The organism is Oceanobacillus halophilus (genome assembly GCF_003628505.1).
Taxonomy (GTDB): domain Bacteria; phylum Bacillota; class Bacilli; order Bacillales; family Amphibacillaceae; genus Oceanobacillus; species Oceanobacillus halophilus.
In genome coordinates this window covers 58227-77588 of the sequence record NZ_RBZP01000005.1, presented here as the reverse complement: position 1 = coordinate 77588, position 19362 = coordinate 58227, and the positions used below count along the sequence as shown (strand labels likewise).

The 19362-nt window shown below is 36.2% G+C and carries 13 protein-coding genes; all 13 read left to right on the top strand.

Features of this window, described 5'->3' with window-relative positions; translation table 11 throughout:
• The first annotated feature begins 62 nt into the window (after positions 1-62).
• Positions 63-302 carry an ESX secretion system protein YukD gene (gene yukD, locus D8M06_RS08780; RefSeq protein WP_121204025.1) on the top strand — a complete coding sequence of 80 codons (240 nt, stop codon included), beginning with the start codon at positions 63-65 and terminating at the stop codon, positions 300-302.
• A gap of 25 nt (positions 303-327) precedes the next feature.
• The gene (gene essB / locus D8M06_RS08775) at positions 328-1524 is read left to right on the top strand and encodes a type VII secretion protein EssB (protein WP_121204024.1); all 1197 of its coding nucleotides are present in this window, start codon (positions 328-330) and stop codon (positions 1522-1524) included.
• A gap of 23 nt (positions 1525-1547) precedes the next feature.
• A complete protein-coding gene (essC, locus tag D8M06_RS08770; protein WP_121204023.1) occupies positions 1548-5963 on the top strand; it encodes a type VII secretion protein EssC in 4416 nt (1471 codons plus the stop codon).
• Positions 5960-9172 (top strand): type VII secretion protein EsaA, encoded by a 3213-nt coding sequence (gene esaA / locus D8M06_RS08765; RefSeq protein ID WP_121204022.1) that lies wholly within the window; start codon positions 5960-5962, stop codon positions 9170-9172. Before essC ends, esaA begins: the two co-directional genes overlap by 4 nt.
• Positions 9153-9608, top strand: a complete 456-nt coding sequence (gene essA, locus D8M06_RS08760) for a type VII secretion protein EssA (protein WP_158591766.1) — start codon at positions 9153-9155, stop codon at positions 9606-9608. The genes esaA and essA overlap by 20 nt, the downstream gene beginning before the upstream one ends.
• A 350-nt stretch (positions 9609-9958) precedes the next feature.
• Entirely contained in the window at positions 9959-10693 is a 735-nt protein-coding gene (locus tag D8M06_RS08755; RefSeq protein ID WP_121204020.1) for a hypothetical protein, read from the top strand.
• Between the two features lie 303 nt (positions 10694-10996).
• The gene (locus D8M06_RS08750) at positions 10997-11872 is read left to right on the top strand and encodes a glutamine ABC transporter substrate-binding protein (RefSeq protein ID WP_121204019.1); all 876 of its coding nucleotides are present in this window, start codon (positions 10997-10999) and stop codon (positions 11870-11872) included.
• Between the two features lie 111 nt (positions 11873-11983).
• Positions 11984-12646, top strand: coding sequence for an amino acid ABC transporter permease (locus D8M06_RS08745; RefSeq protein ID WP_121204018.1), 663 nt, complete (start codon positions 11984-11986; stop codon positions 12644-12646).
• Entirely contained in the window at positions 12643-13365 is a 723-nt protein-coding gene (locus D8M06_RS08740; protein ID WP_121204017.1) for an amino acid ABC transporter ATP-binding protein, read from the top strand. The genes D8M06_RS08745 and D8M06_RS08740 overlap by 4 nt, the downstream gene beginning before the upstream one ends.
• 234 nt (positions 13366-13599) lie before the next feature.
• On the top strand, positions 13600-14511 hold the full coding sequence (locus tag D8M06_RS08735; protein WP_121204016.1) for an aldo/keto reductase: 912 nt from the start codon (positions 13600-13602) through the stop codon (positions 14509-14511).
• A gap of 424 nt (positions 14512-14935) precedes the next feature.
• Positions 14936-16108: a D-alanyl-D-alanine carboxypeptidase family protein gene (locus tag D8M06_RS08730; RefSeq protein ID WP_121204015.1), complete on the top strand. Its 1173-nt coding sequence runs from the start codon at positions 14936-14938 to the stop codon at positions 16106-16108.
• A 142-nt stretch (positions 16109-16250) separates the two neighbouring features.
• Positions 16251-16898, top strand: a complete 648-nt coding sequence (locus tag D8M06_RS08725) for a DUF3889 domain-containing protein (RefSeq protein WP_121204014.1) — start codon at positions 16251-16253, stop codon at positions 16896-16898.
• Between the two features lie 513 nt (positions 16899-17411).
• Entirely contained in the window at positions 17412-18827 is a 1416-nt protein-coding gene (locus tag D8M06_RS08720; RefSeq protein WP_121204013.1) for an MDR family MFS transporter, read from the top strand.
• Positions 18828-19362: the final 535 nt, after the last annotated feature.

Genomic DNA, 19362 nt, shown 5'->3' with positions numbered 1-19362 from the left:
AAGATAAGTGAGTCTTTGGATATGCATAATAGTAATCAGTAAAGAGTAGGTGTGTTTAAACGGTGTATATACAGATAACAGTTGATTTAAACAAATATAATAAACCTCCCATTGAAATAAGGTTGTCTGATCAACATTACATAAAAAAGTTAATTGATATTACTTGGAAGACGGTTAAATTGGAAGAAAAACCAAGAGAGGGACATTGGATTCGAGTGAAAAATCGAGATGAGATATACCTTGGGGTGCAAACATTAAAAGATTGTGGCATCACAACAGGAGATTGCGTAGAAGTTTTATAATTTAAAAAAGGAGGGAAGATACCAAATGAATGAAGACAAGCCCACCTACTGGGAATCGAAATTAGAAGCCAAAATATATGCTGAGAAAGAAAAAATTGACATTATATTCCATCGTGCCAAAGTAAAACTGCATGATGAATTGGAAATTCACCTTTTGAAATCGATGAATCCAGAATTTCAAAAGGATTTTATACTGACTGATGATCAGCTTACCATTCGAATTTTGCCGCCTAGTACGTATGAACCATTACATCATATTTACCGAAAGAGCGCTCAGTCGAAATGGCAGCTTGTGTATAACCTTATTCAGTCTATTCAACATCATTCTTTATCAAGGTTGCATTTATGGGTTTGTCCAGAGAATATTCTAATGGATCAAGGACTCATGCCTCATTTTCTTCATTATGGTGTGAAAGAAAGTATTCCACCATATGAAGAGGATCCAGAACGATTATGGATGGAAACAAAAGCGACTGTGGCTGCGATAGTGGAGCAAAAATATGACTTTATGACATATTTATCTCATCACGAAACCATTGATTTAACCCCGGTGACGAAGAAAATAATGGATGCTGCTTCGTATGATGAGTTGCTCACCATTGCCGATGAAAATATAAAAAGGGAAGAAGCATATGAAAAGACGGTTGTCCATATTCCAAAAAAGAAGTGGAAAGTACAACGGTATGGCATCTTAGCTTTAGGAATTTTATTAATCCCTGCAATTATTTTATCTGTATATGGTTTTTTCTTTAAAATTCCGGAAACGCAAGCCTATGTTGAGAGTAATCGGTATTATATGCAAAATCAGTATAGCTCTGTTGTTGAATCGTTAAATGGTTATGATGCTGAAGATATGCCCTACAGTGTACAATACCAGCTAGCGACTGCTTATATGATGAACGAATCCTTAACCGAAGAGCAGCGTAAGAACGTAGAAAATACCATTACCTTACAATCAGATAATCGATACTTCCTTTATTGGATTGATATTGGACGAGGTAATTATCAAGAAGCAATTGATATTGCGAGATTACTAGAGGACCGAGATTTAATTGTTTATGGATTATTACAGCTGCGGGAAGCAGTAAAAACGGATGAAAGCTTAAGTGGCGATGAAAGAGAAACAGAACTGGATTCCATTCAAAGAGAGATTGATGACTATTTAGAAGAAATGCAGGAAGAAACACAGGAAGATACAGAAGAAAGTAATCTCACAGAATAAGAAATAGATTGGGAGGTGTGAATTTGAGTGAGTTATGGGTCTTGTATGGGAATACGTATCAATATTTGCAACTAGGTGATAAAGAAGTGACAATTGGCAATCAATTATCTCATACGATCACCATACAAGCTTTTCCAGTCAAACCGGGAATTACAATAGTACCCAAAGAAGGGGCTTATTCGGTGTATCAGGAAAGCCAGTTCCTTGGAACATTAGAGGAAAAACGGTCATTGAAAGTTTTAATCAATAAAGAGGAAGTAACCATTATTTATCAGGCTCAAGAAACGGAAGAGAAATTGTATTATATCGGTAACCAGAATGAAGTATTATATCCTAATCAACATTCTAAAAAGTTTTCTCTTCTGAGAGATAAGAATAAGTGGAGGATAGAACCTTCTATTGAAGATGTATATATCAATGGTGAAAAAATGGTTGAAATGCGCCACCTTCAAGTCGGAGATATAATCTTTACCGATTTTTCAAGCATTACTTTAAAGGAAGGTGATGTTATTTCGGTATCGGGAAAGCAGCCGGAACATCTAATAGAAATGAAACAACCTACATCTGTCATGAAACAAAAATATCCTAAATACAGACGAACGCCCAGAATGATTTATGAATTACCGGAAGAGAAAGTACAATTTTCCTTTCCAACGGAAGAAACAGAGGATTACGGGCGTAGTTTGTGGCTCATTATTGCTCCTCCATTAATGATGTTAATCGTAATGGGAGTTGTGGCACTTGTACGTCCAAGGGGGATTTTTATCTTAATTTCTGTGGCTATGTTTGGAACCACCTTGGTAACATCTACATTTCAATATTTTAAAGAGAAAAAGATGCAGCGTAAGAGGAAAGAAAAGCGGAAACGATTATATACCCGTTATTTAGAAACCAAACGAGAAGAATTACAAGAGCTCTCAGAGAAACAACGAGAAATCTTATATTATCATTTCCCATCATTTGAACGGATGAAGTATTTAACTGGTGAAATTAGTGAGCGAATTTGGGAACGTAATCGAATGAGTAATGATTTTCTCCATTTTCGAGTGGGGAGAGCAACAGTGCCATCCAGTTATGAGGTTTCTGTACAACGACGGGATATGTCCAATCAGGAGATGGATGATTTACTTGAAAAGTCCCAGGAATTAGTTGCCCATTATAAGCAAGTACAGAATGTTCCACTCATCATTGACTTATCGGAAGGACCCATGGGGATGGTCGGAAAAGAATCTGTAGTTAAAAAAGAAATGCAGCAGGTTGTCGGCCAGTTAAGTTTCTTCCAAAGCTATCATGATATTCGTTTTGTTGCCATATTTGATGAGGCTGAGTATTCCTCATGGGAATGGATGAAGTGGCTGCCACAGTTTCAGCTGCCCCATTTATATGCAAGAGGTCTAATTTACAATGAGCAGACGCGCGATCAGCTGCTTTCATCGATTTATGAAATATTAAAAGAGCGAGCACTAGACGAGGAAAAAGAGAAAAAAATATACACTCCGCATTTTGTATTTGTTGTGACCAATCGTCAGTTGATTTCCGAACATGCCATACTGGAGTATTTGGAAGGAGAGAATCAACCTATTGGCATGTCTGTCATATTCGCTGCTGATACGAAAGAGAATCTATCAGAAAATATTCATACATTGGTTCGATATATTGATGAAACGCAGGGAGATATTTTAATAGAAAAACAAAAGGCCGTACATAAGCCATTTCAAATCGATGAGCATGCTACGACAAATAATGAACGTTTTGCGCGCACGCTTAGATCCTTAGACCACCAATTAGGAATGAGTAATTCTATTCCAGATAAAGTGACGTTCATGGAACTGTTTCAAAAAGACCATGTTTCCGAATTGAATATAGAGAATAAATGGCGAGAAAACCAATCTTCCCGGTCACTCGCTGTACCTGTTGGTCTAAAGGGGAGAGAAGACCTTGTTTACTTAAACCTTCATGAAAAAGCACATGGTCCTCATGGGTTATTGGCAGGTACAACAGGCTCAGGTAAGAGTGAATTTTTACAGACCTTTATCTTATCGTTAGCTGTTCATTTTCATCCTTACGAAGTTGCGTTTTTATTAATTGATTATAAAGGCGGGGGTATGGCACAGCCTTTCAAGAACATGCCACATTTGCTAGGGACAATTACGAATATTGAGGGAAGCAAGAACTTTAGTAAACGTGCCTTAGAATCGATAAAGAGTGAGTTGAAACGCAGACAGCACTTGTTTGATCAATATGAGGTCAATCATATCAATGATTACACAGAGTTATATAAAGAAGGAGAGGCAAAAAATCCACTACCTCATTTATTCCTTATTTCAGATGAGTTTGCTGAACTAAAAAGCGAAGAACCAGATTTTATTCGAGAATTGGTTAGTGCAGCAAGAATTGGTAGAAGTTTAGGCGTTCATTTGATTCTAGCAACTCAAAAACCTGGCGGGGTAATAGATGATCAAATTTGGAGTAATTCGCGTTTTAAAGTGGCATTGAAAGTTCAGGATGACAGTGACAGTAACGAGATTTTAAAAAATGGAGATGCTGCTAAAATTACTGTAACTGGCCGTGGATATTTGCAGGTAGGAAATAATGAAGTATATGAATTATTCCAATCTGCCTGGAGTGGTGCTCCTTATTCGAAAGATGCCTTTGGTACAGAAGATGAAGTGGCTCTAGTAACCGATTTAGGGCTTATTCCACTTTCAGATGTAGCATCAGAAGATACAGGCAAAAGAGATAAGAAAACAGAAATTGATGCTATTGTGGAAGAAATCACGACTGTTCAGCAACATATGGGGATTGAAAAGCTAAGAAGTCCTTGGCTGCCACCATTAGGGCATAGAATTGTAATGCAAACAACCGAAGATACGGAAGAAAATCAGTATCCAATTGGATTGGTGGATGAACCAGAAAAGCAAAAACAGTCTGTCTATCATTATCAATTAATGGATGATGGCAATGTTGGTATATTTGGGTCATCTGGTTACGGGAAATCCACAACCATGTTGACATTACTTATGCAATTAGCAGCTAGAAACACCCCGGAAGAAGTGCAATATTATATTTTTGATTTTGGTAACGGTGCATTGCTTCCATTGCAGCAACTTCCACATACAGGTGATTATTTCCGGTCAGATGATGAAAGGAAGATTGAAAAATTCTTAACATTTATATCGGAAGAAATGGAAAAAAGAAAACAATTATTCCGTGATTATGAAGTGAGTAATATAAAAATGTATAACACCATTGTTCCTGAGAAATTGCCAGCAATCTTTATTTCGATAGATAACTTTGATTTGGTAAAAGAGGAAATGATGGAAATTGAAAACCGATTTACGCAAATTTCACGTGATGGCCAGTCACTTGGGATTTATACAATTCTGACTGCAACAAGAACGAATGCTGTAAAACATGCATTAATGAGTAATTTAAAAACAAAAATCGTTCATTATTTAATGGACACATCCGAAAAATTTGCTGTAATTGGTAGAACACCATATGATACGGAAGCAATTCCTGGAAGAGTTTATATTAAAAAAGACGAAGCATACCTAGCGCAAATCTACCTACCTGTTGCTGGTGAAAATGATGTGGAAGTATTGGAAAATATGAAATCGTGTGTTCAAGAACTGAAAGAAAAATACCGACATACGGTTAAACCAAGAGCTATACCAATGCTGCCACGCAAGTTAAATATTGCGATGTTTTACAAAAACTACCATGTACAGCAAACAAAGAATAGGTTAGCTATAGGGTTAGATGAGGATTCAGTAATGCCTGTATACCTTGATTTTGAAAATAGTAAACATTGTCTGATTGTCGGAGAAGCGCAAAAAGGTAAAACCAATGTCTTACAACTCATGATAAACGGAATCAAAGAAGGTACGGATGAAGTGCAGATTGGCTTATTCGATTCAATTAATCGTTCTTTAATAGACTATGCAGAGGATGAACAAATCACGTATTTGGAAACGAAAGATCATATCAGCACTTGGCTAGCTGATATTCAAGAGGAATTCACGAAACGAAAAGACATATATGTGCAAGCTTCCCGGGAAAGAAAAACAGCAAGTCTAGCGTTCTCTCCTATTGTGCTGATGATTGATGGGATGGGGAACTTTCAACAAACCATTGATACTTTAATGCAGCCGAAGATAGCCGAGTTAGTGAAAAATTACAGTCACTTAGGATTTAGCATCATTGTTTCAGGAAGTGCTAATGAGTTCTCGAAAGGTTTCGATCCATTTACTAATGAAGTGAAACAGATTAAACAAGCAATCTTGCTCATGAAGAAGTCAGATCAAAATCTACTTACACTGCCTTACACCCGAAATGAACAAGACATACAAGCTGGATTTGGCTACTACGTACAAAATGGAAAAGCCAAAAAAATACAAATCCCGCACTACGATGCTGAAAGGGTGGTAACCATATGAATCAAAGAAAAAATTTTCCATTAGGAATTATTGTTAAACTGCTTATCGTTTTAGCACTACCTTTATTACTATTTCGTTACGTAGATAGTCAGCCACAGGTTAGTGGAACTAGTGGTTTCAGTAGTGAAGAAAATACAGTTACTGAAAGTATTGCTGTGGTAAATGAAGATAATGGACATGAGATGAATAATGAGACGATAACACTAGGAAAAGAGATTCCAATGCTCCTAAACGAACAAATCGAGCAAGGGGATTACAATTGGACTGTTATGAACCGGAGTGCAGCGAAGCAGGGATTTAATAATCAAAACTATGATGCTATTATTTATATTCCGTCTAACTTTACGGAAAACGTCATGACATTTACGCAGGATCAGCCCATGAAGGCTTCCGTTAATTACGAAATCCAGCCGAACTTGGAAGCAAAAGATCGCGAAAATATTCATCGAATCATGGCAAATGCCAAGAATATTATCAATCAGGAAATGTCTATGATTTATTGGAGTTATGTCGCGCAAGAAGTAGATCATATGAAAGAGCAATTTGATGCGATATTGCAAAAGGAAGTTGAATTTCAAGAAGCAATGTACGCCTTTTATGCACCATCTTCAAAAACACTAGCTTATGAGATTGACCAACATAAAAGTGATTTAGAAAATATTTTGGAACAAACTAGTCAAGTAGAAGGAGTTTCTGCTGATAGTGCTCATGCAGTGGATGAAGCAGAAGCACAGTTAAGTACTTTCGTAGAAGCCTTAGAGAACTATAAAGAGACCCAGCAAGAACAACAGCAGTTACTAGATATATTCCAAACAGAGAATCAAGAAGCGATTCAGGCTGGGGTGGATAGTTACCAAGAAGCTTTAGCAGTAAGTACGGATTTGGTTACTGCCCAATTTAACTCGTTTCAGCCGCCAGTTTATTTAGAACAAGAGAATATACAAAATGGTTTAAGCGGAATTACACAAAGTTATGAAACTATTTATGGACAAATCTATGAATTAAAGCATGGATCTTTAGATGAAAATGGGAAGCCAATTAATGGTTTTATTCATTGGAAAGAGCAAGGGAAAGACAATTTTAGAAAACAACTTTTTAAATTGAATGAGACTTTGCTGAATGTCTATAACACAGATATTTATAATCAAGCGAAGTCAGATTTATTTAATGTAGCAAACGAGATTGAAGAAAGTGGTACGGAAGACGTTATGCCAGAGTTGCCAGATGTACCAAATAATGAGGAAGTAGACTTTGGAGAAATAAAATCAAGTCTTCATCAATTAGATTCTTCTGTTAAAAATATGAAAGAATTAGTAGATGAATTAGTGAATTTACTTCCAGAAAAAGAAGAAACTCCGGAAGAGAAAGAGACAACAGTAGAAGAGGATAATGAAGAAGTAACAGAGGAAGAGGAATCCACAGAAGTAGATGGGGAAGAAGCATCGCAAGACGAGGAATCCGCAGAAGCAGATGGGGAAGAAGTATCACAAGACGAGGAATCCACAGAAGTAGATGGGGAAGAAGCATCACAAGACGAGGAATCCGCAGAAGCAGGTAGTAAAGAAGGGTTAGAGAAAGATAAAGATGAATCACCTGCAGAGAAACCGGAGCCAAAACCAACTGTACCTGACTGGACGCAGGTCTTAACTAATCTGGATAATTTGGAACAAAAAATTAATAATTTGTCAGGTGAAGATGGAGTTAACAAAACAATCAGTGATTGGAAAAAATATGCAAAAGAATTACAAAAAGCATATGATGATTTGGAAGAAATTCATTTACAGGTTTCGGATACAATGATAAATCAAATAATGAATAAGCAAAATGAAATTTACGGTGTTGAAACTATTGGTGAGGAAGAAGCCAAAGAGTTGAAAGGGATATTCCTTGATAAAGAAGTTTTAAAGGATAAAGATGCTGCATTACTTATGAGGTATTTTGGTAAGTTGGCGACACTACAAGAGAATCTTATTAACAAAGGACAAGTAGATTTAACATTTGTTAGGGAACTGTTAGCTCAAGATGAAGTTCAAGAAGAGCTAGATAAATTGTTAAGTATCCATACACCTTATACAGATCAACTCCAAGATATGTTTAGTGTTCTCCTGGATGATGGGGAAGATATTGGAGAAATGAAATTACTCGAACAACGTTTCAACAAACTGGTTGCAGATACTCAAAAATTCATGGATGAATATAATGCGCTAGTCGAAGAAGAACAGCATAAGATAATAGATAATGTAAATCAACTATTGTCAACAACAGATGAGATTACTAACCACCTCCAAACCGTCAACGCTGAAAACTATGAGTGGGAAGAATCCCCTTCAGTTGAATACTTAGACGGACAAATGGTGATGGATATTCAACAAGGAACAGCAGCTAATCTGGACCAACTCTCTGAATTAATGACTTCCTTGCAAGAAAGTCAAAGCAATATTACTAGTACGACAGAGGAATTACAGGAACAAGTAAATAATGTTCAGCAAGAATCAGACATTTTAAATGACAGATGGTCAACGAATGTCGCATCAACTGGATTAATTCGAGATGACATTTATGAAATTTTAGGAAACACAGTGGTCGATGGCCAGGAGAACTCAACTGTTTATCATCACTTATCCAGTCCTGTCAATGTTGCAGGTCAAGTAAACGGAAAAGTGTTATCTGAAACAGATGAGAGAGTACCACCAGTTATGATGTTTATTATCATATTAGTAAGTGGCCTAATGATTGGCTTCCTTTGCCATTACTATTCCAATATTTCCTATGTTGTTCAAGGTGCTTTATTCCTTATGTTGAATTTAGCAGTTGGATTAATTATTAGCATATATGGATTAAATCTGTATTCATTGGAAAATGCTCAAGCCATTCAATGGTCTGTTTTCACGATTCTATTATTAATGGCTTGCTCTAATATAGTTCGAGCTGGTTTGTTTATTGGCCCATTTGTTGGGTGGATGGCAAGCATTGTGATGATTGTATTTTTCATTTCACCATTAATGAATATTGTCATACCTGAGTTTAGCTTCGATAATCCTATTGCTAATGTGTATATGTCCTTACAATATAGTGGATTAGATGCACCTAAGTATTTAACCATGACCATTTTAATAGGTATCGTATTACTAGTTTCGGCATTTATTTATGCTCTTCAGATAATGCGTGATAAACCTAAGGTGGATGATCATGAAGAAAAGGCTTCTTAGTAATATCGTTTTAATTATCATTTTAATGGTTGGATCTCCAGTGCTTGCCGATGATTCAACCATTAAGGTGGAACCTAATATTTATAAAGGGAAAGATATTAATATAAACAGAAACTTCCAGGAAACTGAGCAAAAAAAACCACTTCCGGAAGAGCAAAAGAACTTAACGTTTGAAAAAGAAAATAAAACAGAAACAGATCGAATAGAAGAACAATTATTCTTATCATCAAATATAGAAACCAACACGATAGCAGCTAAAGCACAACAGTTTAATCTATTCTCGGAACAAGACAAGCGAGCGATACAGTTGACCGATGAAGCTGAAAGTGTACAGAATAACTCAACCATAATGATTTTAATGATAATAGCTGTAAGCCTTGTGATTGGAACGATGTTTTTCTTTATTATTCCAAGAATGAAACAGACCTACAATTGAATAAGAATTGTGGGTCTGTTTATATTATTTGCAAAGGCTCGTATCCCTTCGATTTTTCTCTTTATGAATGTTTTTGATTTTCTAAGCTGGGCCTTTGGTGTAATATCAAGTCGTTCCGCTGATGTGAAGAAAAAATAGGCCGTATGGAACGAGCGAAACGGGACATCATTAAAGAACAGTCTGAGAACCGGATACTATAATTATAAGAAATTAATCTATTAAATCTATGTGTGTAGACGTAAAATTATCCATTTCAAATTAGTTTGCACTTTCCTAAATTTATTTACATTTTTTACATATTCCAGGAAACACTACCAAATGCAAATAATTACATAGGAAGGTGTATAGCGATGAAAAAGTATGTTTTTGCAGCTGTTATGACGGCAATGTTTATCTTTGGATTTACTAATCCTGGAATGTCAGTTTCAGCAAGCATGGATTTTGATCCTGTTTGGAGCCTTAAAGAAAAGGACGATAATAAGGGAGAAGAAAAAGAGAAACATCATCACTTCAAGAGCGATGCAATGGTAAAATTACACGCAAAAGAACTTGGAATTGAAGTAGAAGGCAAGGATATCGAAACGTTAAAACAAGAAGTATACGAAGCGTGGATAAAAAAATCGGCTGAAAAATTCGGAATCGATCCAGAAGGTAAAAAATTAGACACATTAAAGAAGGAAGTTATGGAAGTAAAAATGTTGCAAAAAGCGGAAGAACTTGGAATCGAAACAGAAGGAAAGGATACGAAAAAACTAGCTGAAGAAGTACATCAGGCAAAATTAATTCAAAAAGCAGAAGAGTTAGGAATATCTACAGAGGGAAAACAATCAGATGAGTTGAAAAAAGAAATGTTTGAAGTAAAGATAAATATGGAAGCAGAAGCTTTAGGACTAGATACGGTAGGGAAAGAACTACGTGAACTTGCTAAAGAAATAAAACAAGCAAAATTAACACAAGCTGCAGAACAATTAGGTATTGAAACAGAAGGGAAGGACTCAGAAGCGTTGCTCGATGAGATTATTACCGATCATTATGAAGAAGCCAAAGAACAACAAGTTTATCCGTTTGAAAGAGAAGTGCATTAAAGAAGAGACAAAATACCTGAATCTATAGTAGGATTCAGGTATTTTTATGGCTACAGTAGAAAAAAATGACATACCAAATGTCCTACTTTTCCGACTAATCTAAAGAATTAGCGAGTATATGTAAAGATATGTAAGTATTTAGTGTATTAATAGATTGTAAATCAATTTTTCGCCTGTATATTCGAAAATATAAGTTTAAATTAAATTTTCTAAAAAATATAAAATCTGATACTATTAATTATATTAGTTTTTCTGACAAATCTCGATTAGAGAAACGCAATATTTAAAGGGGGCAGTTTTTTTATGAAGGTTAGTACATGGAAGTTGGGAGTTACTTTATTTATATCATTAGCACTAGTTCTTTTACTAGCAGCATGTGGAAGCAGTGAAGAGTCTAGTACAGAAGAAGAAGGATCGTCTGGTGGTGAGGAAGCTGCAACTGAAGAAAGTGCAGAAGAATCAAGTACAGATGAAGAGGCTAGTTCAAATGCCGAATTAGAGGAAACATATACAGTAGTTAGCGATACATCTTTCGTGCCATTTGAGTTCCAAGATGAAAATGGTGAATACACAGGATTTGATATTGAATTAATTAAAGCTATCTCTGAAGAGGCTGGTTTTGAGATAGAATTAGAAACAACGAATTTTGATGGAATTATTCCAGGATTACAAACAGGACAATTTGATATCGCTATTGCAGGTATCAGTATAACAGAAGAAAGAAAACAGGTAATTGATTATTCTGATCCTTATTATGAATCTGGGTTACATATTGGGGTGGCAGCAGATAATGATGAGATTCAAGGATTAGAAGATTTAGAAGGAAAAACAGTTGCAACACGTTTAGGATCTACCAGTTCCGCATTTATTAAAGAAAATATAGAAAGTGCAACACCTAACGAATATGAACAGCTTGACCAAGCATATTTAGCAGTTGAAAATGGCAGTGCTGATGCGATTCTTTATGATGCACCAAATGTGAGCTATTACATCAAAACAGCTGGTGAGGGCAAGTTGAAAGTAGTTGGTGACCTGTATCAAGCTGAGAACTATGGTATTGCAATTACGAAAGGAAAAGAAGAACTAGTGACTGCGATTAATGATGCATTGGCATCATTAAAAGAAAATGGCAAGTACGACGAAATCTATGAGGAATGGTTCGGTAGCAAACCAGAATAATAACTTTATAGACAATCCAGAGGTATGCTTCAGTGAAAAATAATAATTAGAATAAGGCTTATCTCCTTGCAGGTAAGCCTTATTTTATTATAGAACTTAAGAGGTGGAAATATGGAAGGAAGATTTAATTGGGCTGGTGTGATAGAATTTATACCAGAACTTGGCACAGGACTATATTATACTTTATTAATTTCAATTGTTGGACTTTTAATCGGCTTTATTTTAGGAGCAATATTTGGTCTTGGACGAATTTCTAAGAATAAGCTGTTTTATGGAATATCAGCAGTCTATGTTGAAGTCATACGTGGAACCCCCGTATTGGTACAGGCAATCTGGATATTCTTTGCACTCCCATTAATTACTGGATACAATATGGATTCAGTAATGGCAGGTATTGTGGTAATTGCCATTAATTCAGGAGCTTATATAGCTGAGATTGTTCGTGGTTCGGTTCAATCGATTGAGAAGGGACAAGTTGAAGCTGGACGTTCTCTTGGTTTAAGTCAGAATCAAACAATGCGATACATTGTTTGGCCTCAAGCATTCAAGCGAATGATACCTCCGTTAGGAAACCAGTTTATAATTAGTATAAAAGATACTTCACTATTATCTGTTATCCTTGTACCAGAGCTTATGTTCCAAGGAAGATTAATTGCTTCCAACTATTTTAACGCAGTAGAAATCTATACAACTGTAGCAGTCTTCTACCTATTTATTACTTTAACATTATCTTATGTATTACGCATTGTCGAAAGAAGGTTGGATGTTCAGTGATTAAAGTTAAAGATTTACACAAAAAATTTGGTGATAACGAGGTTTTAAAAGGAATAGATTGTGAGATTCAGTCTTCTGAGGTTGTCTGTGTCATCGGACCAAGTGGTTCTGGAAAAAGTACATTCCTTCGCTGCTTAAATATGCTAGAATCCATTACAAGCGGTGATGTTGAGGTTGATGGTCAAAATTTGAAAGACCCTAAAACAAACATTAACATGGTCCGAACAGAAGTTGGAATGGTATTTCAGCAGTTTAATTTATTCCCTCACAAAACGGTCATAGAAAATATAATGCTTGCACCCGAAAAAGTACGGAAAATTTCAAGTAGTGAAGCAAGAGAACGAGGGTTGAAACTTCTTGAAAAAGTAGGATTATCTGAAAAGGCAGATCAATATCCATCTTCCCTATCTGGTGGACAACAGCAGCGTGTTGCTATTGCTAGAGCTTTAGCAATGGAACCAAAGTTAATGCTTTTTGATGAGCCGACTTCAGCTCTAGACCCGGAATTGGTTGGGGAAGTGCTGGAAGTAATGAAGCAGCTGGCACTTGAGGGGATGACGATGGTAGTTGTAACACATGAAATGGGATTTGCTCGTGAAGTAGCAGATCGTGTGCTGTTTATGGATGAGGGGATTATTATGGAAGAAGGGAAACCAGAGCAAATTTTCTCTAATCCTAAATCTGAACGTACGAAGGAATTTTTAAATAAAGTTCTTTAGTTCACTCATACCATGGATTCCCATTAGTAATTTGAAAAAGTATATGTTATGCTAGATAAGCGATGAGCTGATTTGTGTAAGTCGAGGGATTGTGCAACACGTGTGAATGTGAACACACGGATCACCTCGCCACAAATAGGAAAAAGACGCCTATAGTTGATATAGGCGTCTTTTAAATATGGGAAAAATAATAAAAGTGCTAAACTAAAGAGGATAAAATAAAGAGGTGATGACATGAAAAAAATCAAGCTAGGTACTAGTGATTTAGAAGTTTCTAATATTGCACTAGGTTGTATGAGCATGGGAAATAAGACTACGGAAGAAGCCTCAAAAGTATTACATAATGCCCTAGAACTGGGAATTGATTTCTTCGACCATGCAGATATCTATGCAAGTGGAAAATCAGAAGAGATATTCTCTGAAGTATTGACACCATCAACAAGAGACAAAATCACCATTCAAACAAAAACTGGAATACGAAAGGGCTTTTTTGACTTCTCAAAAGAACATATTATAAATTCTGTGGAGGGAAGTTTAAAAAGACTAAAAACGGACTACATTGATATTTTGCTGCTCCATCGTCCAGATGCGTTAGTAGAGCCCGAAGAAGTTGCTGAAGCATTTTCAGAGCTGCATAAAAGTGGCAAAGTACGTCATTTTGGTGTCAGTAATCATAATCCAATGCAAATAGAGTTATTAAAAAAATATGTAGAACAAGAATTAATTGTGAATCAGCTTCAGTTAAGTGTGATGCACACGGGGATGATTGATGCTGGTTTACAAGTGAATACGAAACACGAAAATGGAGTGAATCGTGACGGGAGTGTATTAGACTATAGCCGCTTAAATAATATGACGATTCAGGCATGGTCACCTTTCCGATATGGAAACTTTGAAGGTTTGTTTATTGATAATGATGAATTTCCGGAAGTGAATAGTAAACTGGAAGAAATCGGTGATAAGTATCATATCAATAAATCAGCTGCGGCCATCGCGTGGATTCTAAGACACCCAGCAAAAATTCAGGCAATCGTTGGTACAATGACTCCAGAGCGGTTAACCAATATTGCGAAAGCGTCTGCTGTAGAGTTAACTAGAGAAGAATGGTATGAATTGTACCGTGCAGCTGGGAATGAACTTCCTTAACCTTTCTTATTAAGGCTATTTTATGTATAGTTTGGTTGCTTTTTGAGTTGTACAGTTGATAGAAATTGTTAATAACTTGAATTCAGAGTAATATGCTTAACCTCGCTGCGGAAAGCGACTGCCCGGAGCGGAAATCAACAGAGCACTACATTAGAGATTTATAGTTAATTAAATAAATTTGGAATCTATACAAAATGCAAGATAAAGTCATGTTAAAAAGCAACGATTTCTTAGCTAAGTGCCTTTATTAAAAAACAGAAACAGATCTCCGAAAGTAGTTGGGGATCTGTTTTTAATTGATTGTTCTGTACGTAATAGGGATGTAATAACTAGTAAAGAAAATTCCACACTTTTGCCATAAGTTTACCATATAATTGGACTGGTTTTAGTGAAAGGATATTTAAACAGAATAGGTGTAGGCACAATGAAGAAGAAATATTTGACATTACTATTAGTAGTATTAACTCTCAATTTAATAGTTTCTCCGCAAATCTTCGCAGAAACCTCAGAACCTGAAACTCCTACTATTGAAAGTGAAGCAGCAATCTTACTTGAAGCTGATTCTGGGCAGGTACTATATAGTAAAAATGAGGAAAAAGAAATGTATCCTGCTAGTTTAACAAAAATGGCAACAGCCATATATGCGATTGAGAAAGGGAACCTAGATGATGTTGTCACCATAAGTGCTAATGCGGTAGATGTGGATGGCACAACCGTTTTTCTTGTAGAAGAGGAAAAAGTTCTATTAAAACAACTCATTCAAGGGATGCTTATCAATTCTGGTAATGATGCCTCCGTAGCAATTGCAGAACATTTAAGTGGAAGTGTGAAGAAGTTTTCAGAAGATTTGAATACGTATTTGACCAAAGTTATTGGAATAAAAGATACTCAACTAAATAATCCACACGGACTTTATAATCCCGGTCATGTTACAACAGCTGGTGATTTAGCTAGGATTGTTCAATATGCTATGAAAAATGAAGTATTTATGGATATTTTTGGGACGAAGTATTTAGAATGGAATGGGAAAACGTGGGATACAACCATTCAAACACATCATAAACTCCTAAAAGGAGAATACCCGTATGAAGGTATTACTGGTGGTAAAAATGGTTTTGTCAGTAAGTCAGGTTATACCTTAGCAACTACGGCAAAAAAGGACGATTTAAGTTTAATTGTAGTTACTTTAAACCATCCTATGAAAGATGGGGTGTATACGGACACTATTAATCTATTAGACTATGGGTTTGAACATTTTAAAACCTCTAAGATTGAGAAGGGTACATCCTATTTTCTGGGAAATCAAGAGTATGTAATACCTGAAACGGTTCGTTACACTCATTCATTACATGAGGAAGTTAAAAAAGAAGTGCAAGATGAAGGAGTACTTCGAATACAAGATAGTATGCTGACGACAACAATACCCTTGCATCAAGTTTCCAGAGAAAAAGAAAAACAACTTGATACTACCTCTGTAAAAAGCAGTAATAACAACAGTTCTGGCTTTTTCGATTTATCAACAATGATACCGATAGGATCACTATGTGTCTTTATGCTAATCTTAGTGTTTATTCGGAAAAGAAGAGCGCAAAGGTAATAGGAGGAACCGGTCAACCTTCTTGATAATATGCTATCAAGAAGGTTATTTTTTTGGGTAACGTTACTAATAAGGAAAACACACATAGTTATAAAGTGTGTAAAGACACTTAAAGTCTATGATGATTACAGGAGGAATACAAATGTATCCATATTATCCTTATATGTATTATGGAGTGCCAGCCCTACCGGTTAACTCATTTAGATCGCAACCATATTTTTATCCTAATCAACCCCATCATCCATACCGGCAGCAACCAATAAATGGTCAAGTAACCTGGACAGAAGGAGGGGATGTTACTAAATGTGATATACCATGGTCAGAAAATGAATATATGACAGCGGCTGTTGGAGAGGATTCTCCTTACCAATGTGGTCAGTTACTTAAGATAAGAAATGTAGCTGCACCTTATGGAAGAGAAATTATTGTGATGATTGTTGATGAAGTAGCTGGTTTCCCACCAAACAGAGTCAATGTTCATCGCAAAGCTTTTGAAGCGCTAGGTGTAAACCCAAATATAGGTGTATTAAACGTAGAAATTATTCCAACGCCTGAATTAGAACAGGAAAAATGGGGAAAATATTTATTAGAAGTTACTCAAACAGCCTATCCAAATTATCAAATAACAGATTATCGAACCATCGGGAAAACCAAGGTTTCCGATTCTCAAATGAAAGAGACCTATGAATTCTCCTTACAATCGTATCAAGAAATGATAAAAGTCAGAGGAACAGTCATTTATAACCCGAATACGGATAGAATAGTTTCTTTTGATATAAAAGAAATGTAACTATAGCTGAGAGGTTTGTCTCAGCTTTTTTATTGCTCTTTAAGGTTTTGAGCTTACTCACTATGTCTTTTGCATAATAAAAATTAAAAAGATTAAACTATGTAAATGATTTTTCCCTATTTAATTCTATTGTCCTTAGACTCTTTTATAAGTCTCATTGCTTTTAACAATGTCGGAGTCTTAGCCGTTTAAAACGAAACTTTATTCAGAAATCTATAATAGCGTAGTATGCTGCCTGAGCGAAAGCAAAAATTAGGACAAGCGAGAGCATCATCATAACTTTTTACTAGTAGGGTCTTTATACAAAATACGATATAACTATAAAAGCAGATGACCAATAGCCATTCTTAAAATTAATGAAAAAATATTTTGTTGGTGTGAAGTATTTGGCTAGAGCAATTAAGCTGTTATCTCTACGGTAATTATGATAAAATACATAAGTTGCCTTTGATAGGATTACTATTTTTTGGAAATTATTATAGCAAGTGCTTGAAAGAAGGAAGGAATTATATAATGACAGATCAAACATCTTCTGGGCAATCAACAGATACTATCAATAAGGTACCAATTGTTATTGTCTTGATTTCAGGTGCGTTTGTTACTATTTTGAACCAGACGCTATTAGGTACAGCGTTACCGCATATCATGGCAGATCTTCAAGTTGATGAAAATACTGTTCAATGGTTACAGTCCGTATTTATGTTGGTTAACGGGATAATGATTCCAGTAACGGCATTTTTAATAGGAAAGTTTACAACACGGGGTTTATTTTTAACTGCAATGACTCTATTTACAATAGGTACATTGTCGGCAGCTATCGCACCAGGTTTTTCTGTATTACTGATAGGAAGAATACTTCAAGCAGCGGGTGCAGGTATCATGATGCCCTTAATGCAGACAATTATGATGCTCATATTCCCTATCGAAAAAAGAGGAACAATTATGGGGATGTTTGGGCTGGTTATCGCCTTTGCACCAGCAATTGGCCCTTCTTTATCAGGATACATCGTGGAACATGCCCCATGGAGAACCTTATTCTATATGATTTTACCGATAGCAATTATAGATATTATTGTGGCATATTTTATTCTTAAAAATGTTACCAAACGAACCAATCCAAAAATTGATGTGTTATCCATTATTTTATCTACCTTTGGATTTGGGGGATTTTTATATGGATTTAGTATTGCAGGAAGTGCCGGATGGGGAAGTGTGCAAGTAATTACTTCCTTTATAGTTGGGTCCATTACATTAACATGGTTTATCGTGAGACAGACCAAACTGAAAGAACCTATTCTAGAATTTAGTGTATTTAAATACAAAATGTTTACATTAACTACCGCTTTAGGCATGGTTACATTCATGGCAATGATTGGAGCAGCGGTTGTATTACCTTTATATATGCAAAACATGTTAGGTTTTTCGGCATTTCATTCTGGATTAGCATTGTTGCCTGGAGCTGTTTTACAGGGAATAATGAACCCGATAACCGGGAGATTATTTGATAAGTATGGGGCAAGATGGCTATCTATTATCGGTTTGTCTTTAATTGTAATTACAACGTTTATGTTGGCTATCTTAACAGATCAAACCACTTTCACGTATATTGCAACCGTGCATGCATTTCGAATGTTAGGTATAGCCATGGTCATGATGCCAGCAACTACAGCTGGATTAAATGTTTTGCCGATGCATTTAATTTCTCATGGTACAGCAGTGAATAATACATTTCGTCAGGTTTCAGGTGCCATAGGTACTGCACTGCCGATAACGATTATGACGACTGCAGCTGTCCCTGAAGAAGGAATTAATGGAATTATTCATGGGGTGAACGTATCATTTATTGTTTCGGGGATATTTGCCATCATTGGTCTTTTGATAGCTTTTTATATTAAAGACAGAAAAGAAGTTAAAATCAGCTCAAGGTAAATTCTTATAAATAGCTCTTTCTAAAAGATTGTTCCTTTTGGAAACATGTCTTTGTTTCATATTTTGTATAGACTGTTGATCACTTTAATTAAGAACACCGCTATACATCCGCTACGGAAATACACTCCGCTTTCCGCGGGCGCTGCTGAGCCTACTCCGAGCTATCGCTCTACGTAGTCTTACCTAGGCTTTTCATCCCGCAGGACAAGGAACGCTTCGGCAGGGTTACATCGCATGTAGAAAAAAGTGGTTTTCTTTTTTCAAGGAGTCTCCGTGTATTTCCTTCGCTAGTTTAGTGCTTTTTAACTTCTAATCGTGTTATAAAGGTTCTTAGATATAGCCACTACTTTTAAGCAAGTTGATTGGAGCGGGAGGGCAGTCGACTCCTCGAAAATAAAGGGCAATTTTCTTCGTGCGATGTAATGCTGCCGCAGCCTTCCTTGTCCTGCGGGAAAAGAGGCCTAGATGAGACCCCGGAGTGCGATAGCACGAGGAGGCTCATCAGCCGCCCTAAGGTGCGCGACTGCCCGGAGCG

Excerpts from the sequence above, each read along its gene's own strand:
- D8M06_RS08745 (WP_121204018.1), top strand. The coding sequence starts at position 11,984 with ATGGAAGGAAGATTTAATTGGGCTGGTGTGATAGAATTTATACCAGAA.
- D8M06_RS08750 (WP_121204019.1), top strand. The coding sequence starts at position 10,997 with ATGAAGGTTAGTACATGGAAGTTGGGAGTTACTTTATTTATATCATTA.
- D8M06_RS08730 (WP_121204015.1), top strand. The coding sequence starts at position 14,936 with ATGAAGAAGAAATATTTGACATTACTATTAGTAGTATTAACTCTCAAT.
- essB (WP_121204024.1), top strand. The coding sequence starts at position 328 with ATGAATGAAGACAAGCCCACCTACTGGGAATCGAAATTAGAAGCCAAA.
- D8M06_RS08720 (WP_121204013.1), top strand. The coding sequence starts at position 17,412 with ATGACAGATCAAACATCTTCTGGGCAATCAACAGATACTATCAATAAG.
- essA (WP_158591766.1), top strand. The coding sequence starts at position 9,153 with ATGAAGAAAAGGCTTCTTAGTAATATCGTTTTAATTATCATTTTAATG.
- D8M06_RS08735 (WP_121204016.1), top strand. The coding sequence starts at position 13,600 with ATGAAAAAAATCAAGCTAGGTACTAGTGATTTAGAAGTTTCTAATATT.
- esaA (WP_121204022.1), top strand. The coding sequence starts at position 5,960 with ATGAATCAAAGAAAAAATTTTCCATTAGGAATTATTGTTAAACTGCTT.
- D8M06_RS08725 (WP_121204014.1), top strand. The coding sequence starts at position 16,251 with ATGTATCCATATTATCCTTATATGTATTATGGAGTGCCAGCCCTACCG.
- D8M06_RS08755 (WP_121204020.1), top strand. The coding sequence starts at position 9,959 with ATGAAAAAGTATGTTTTTGCAGCTGTTATGACGGCAATGTTTATCTTT.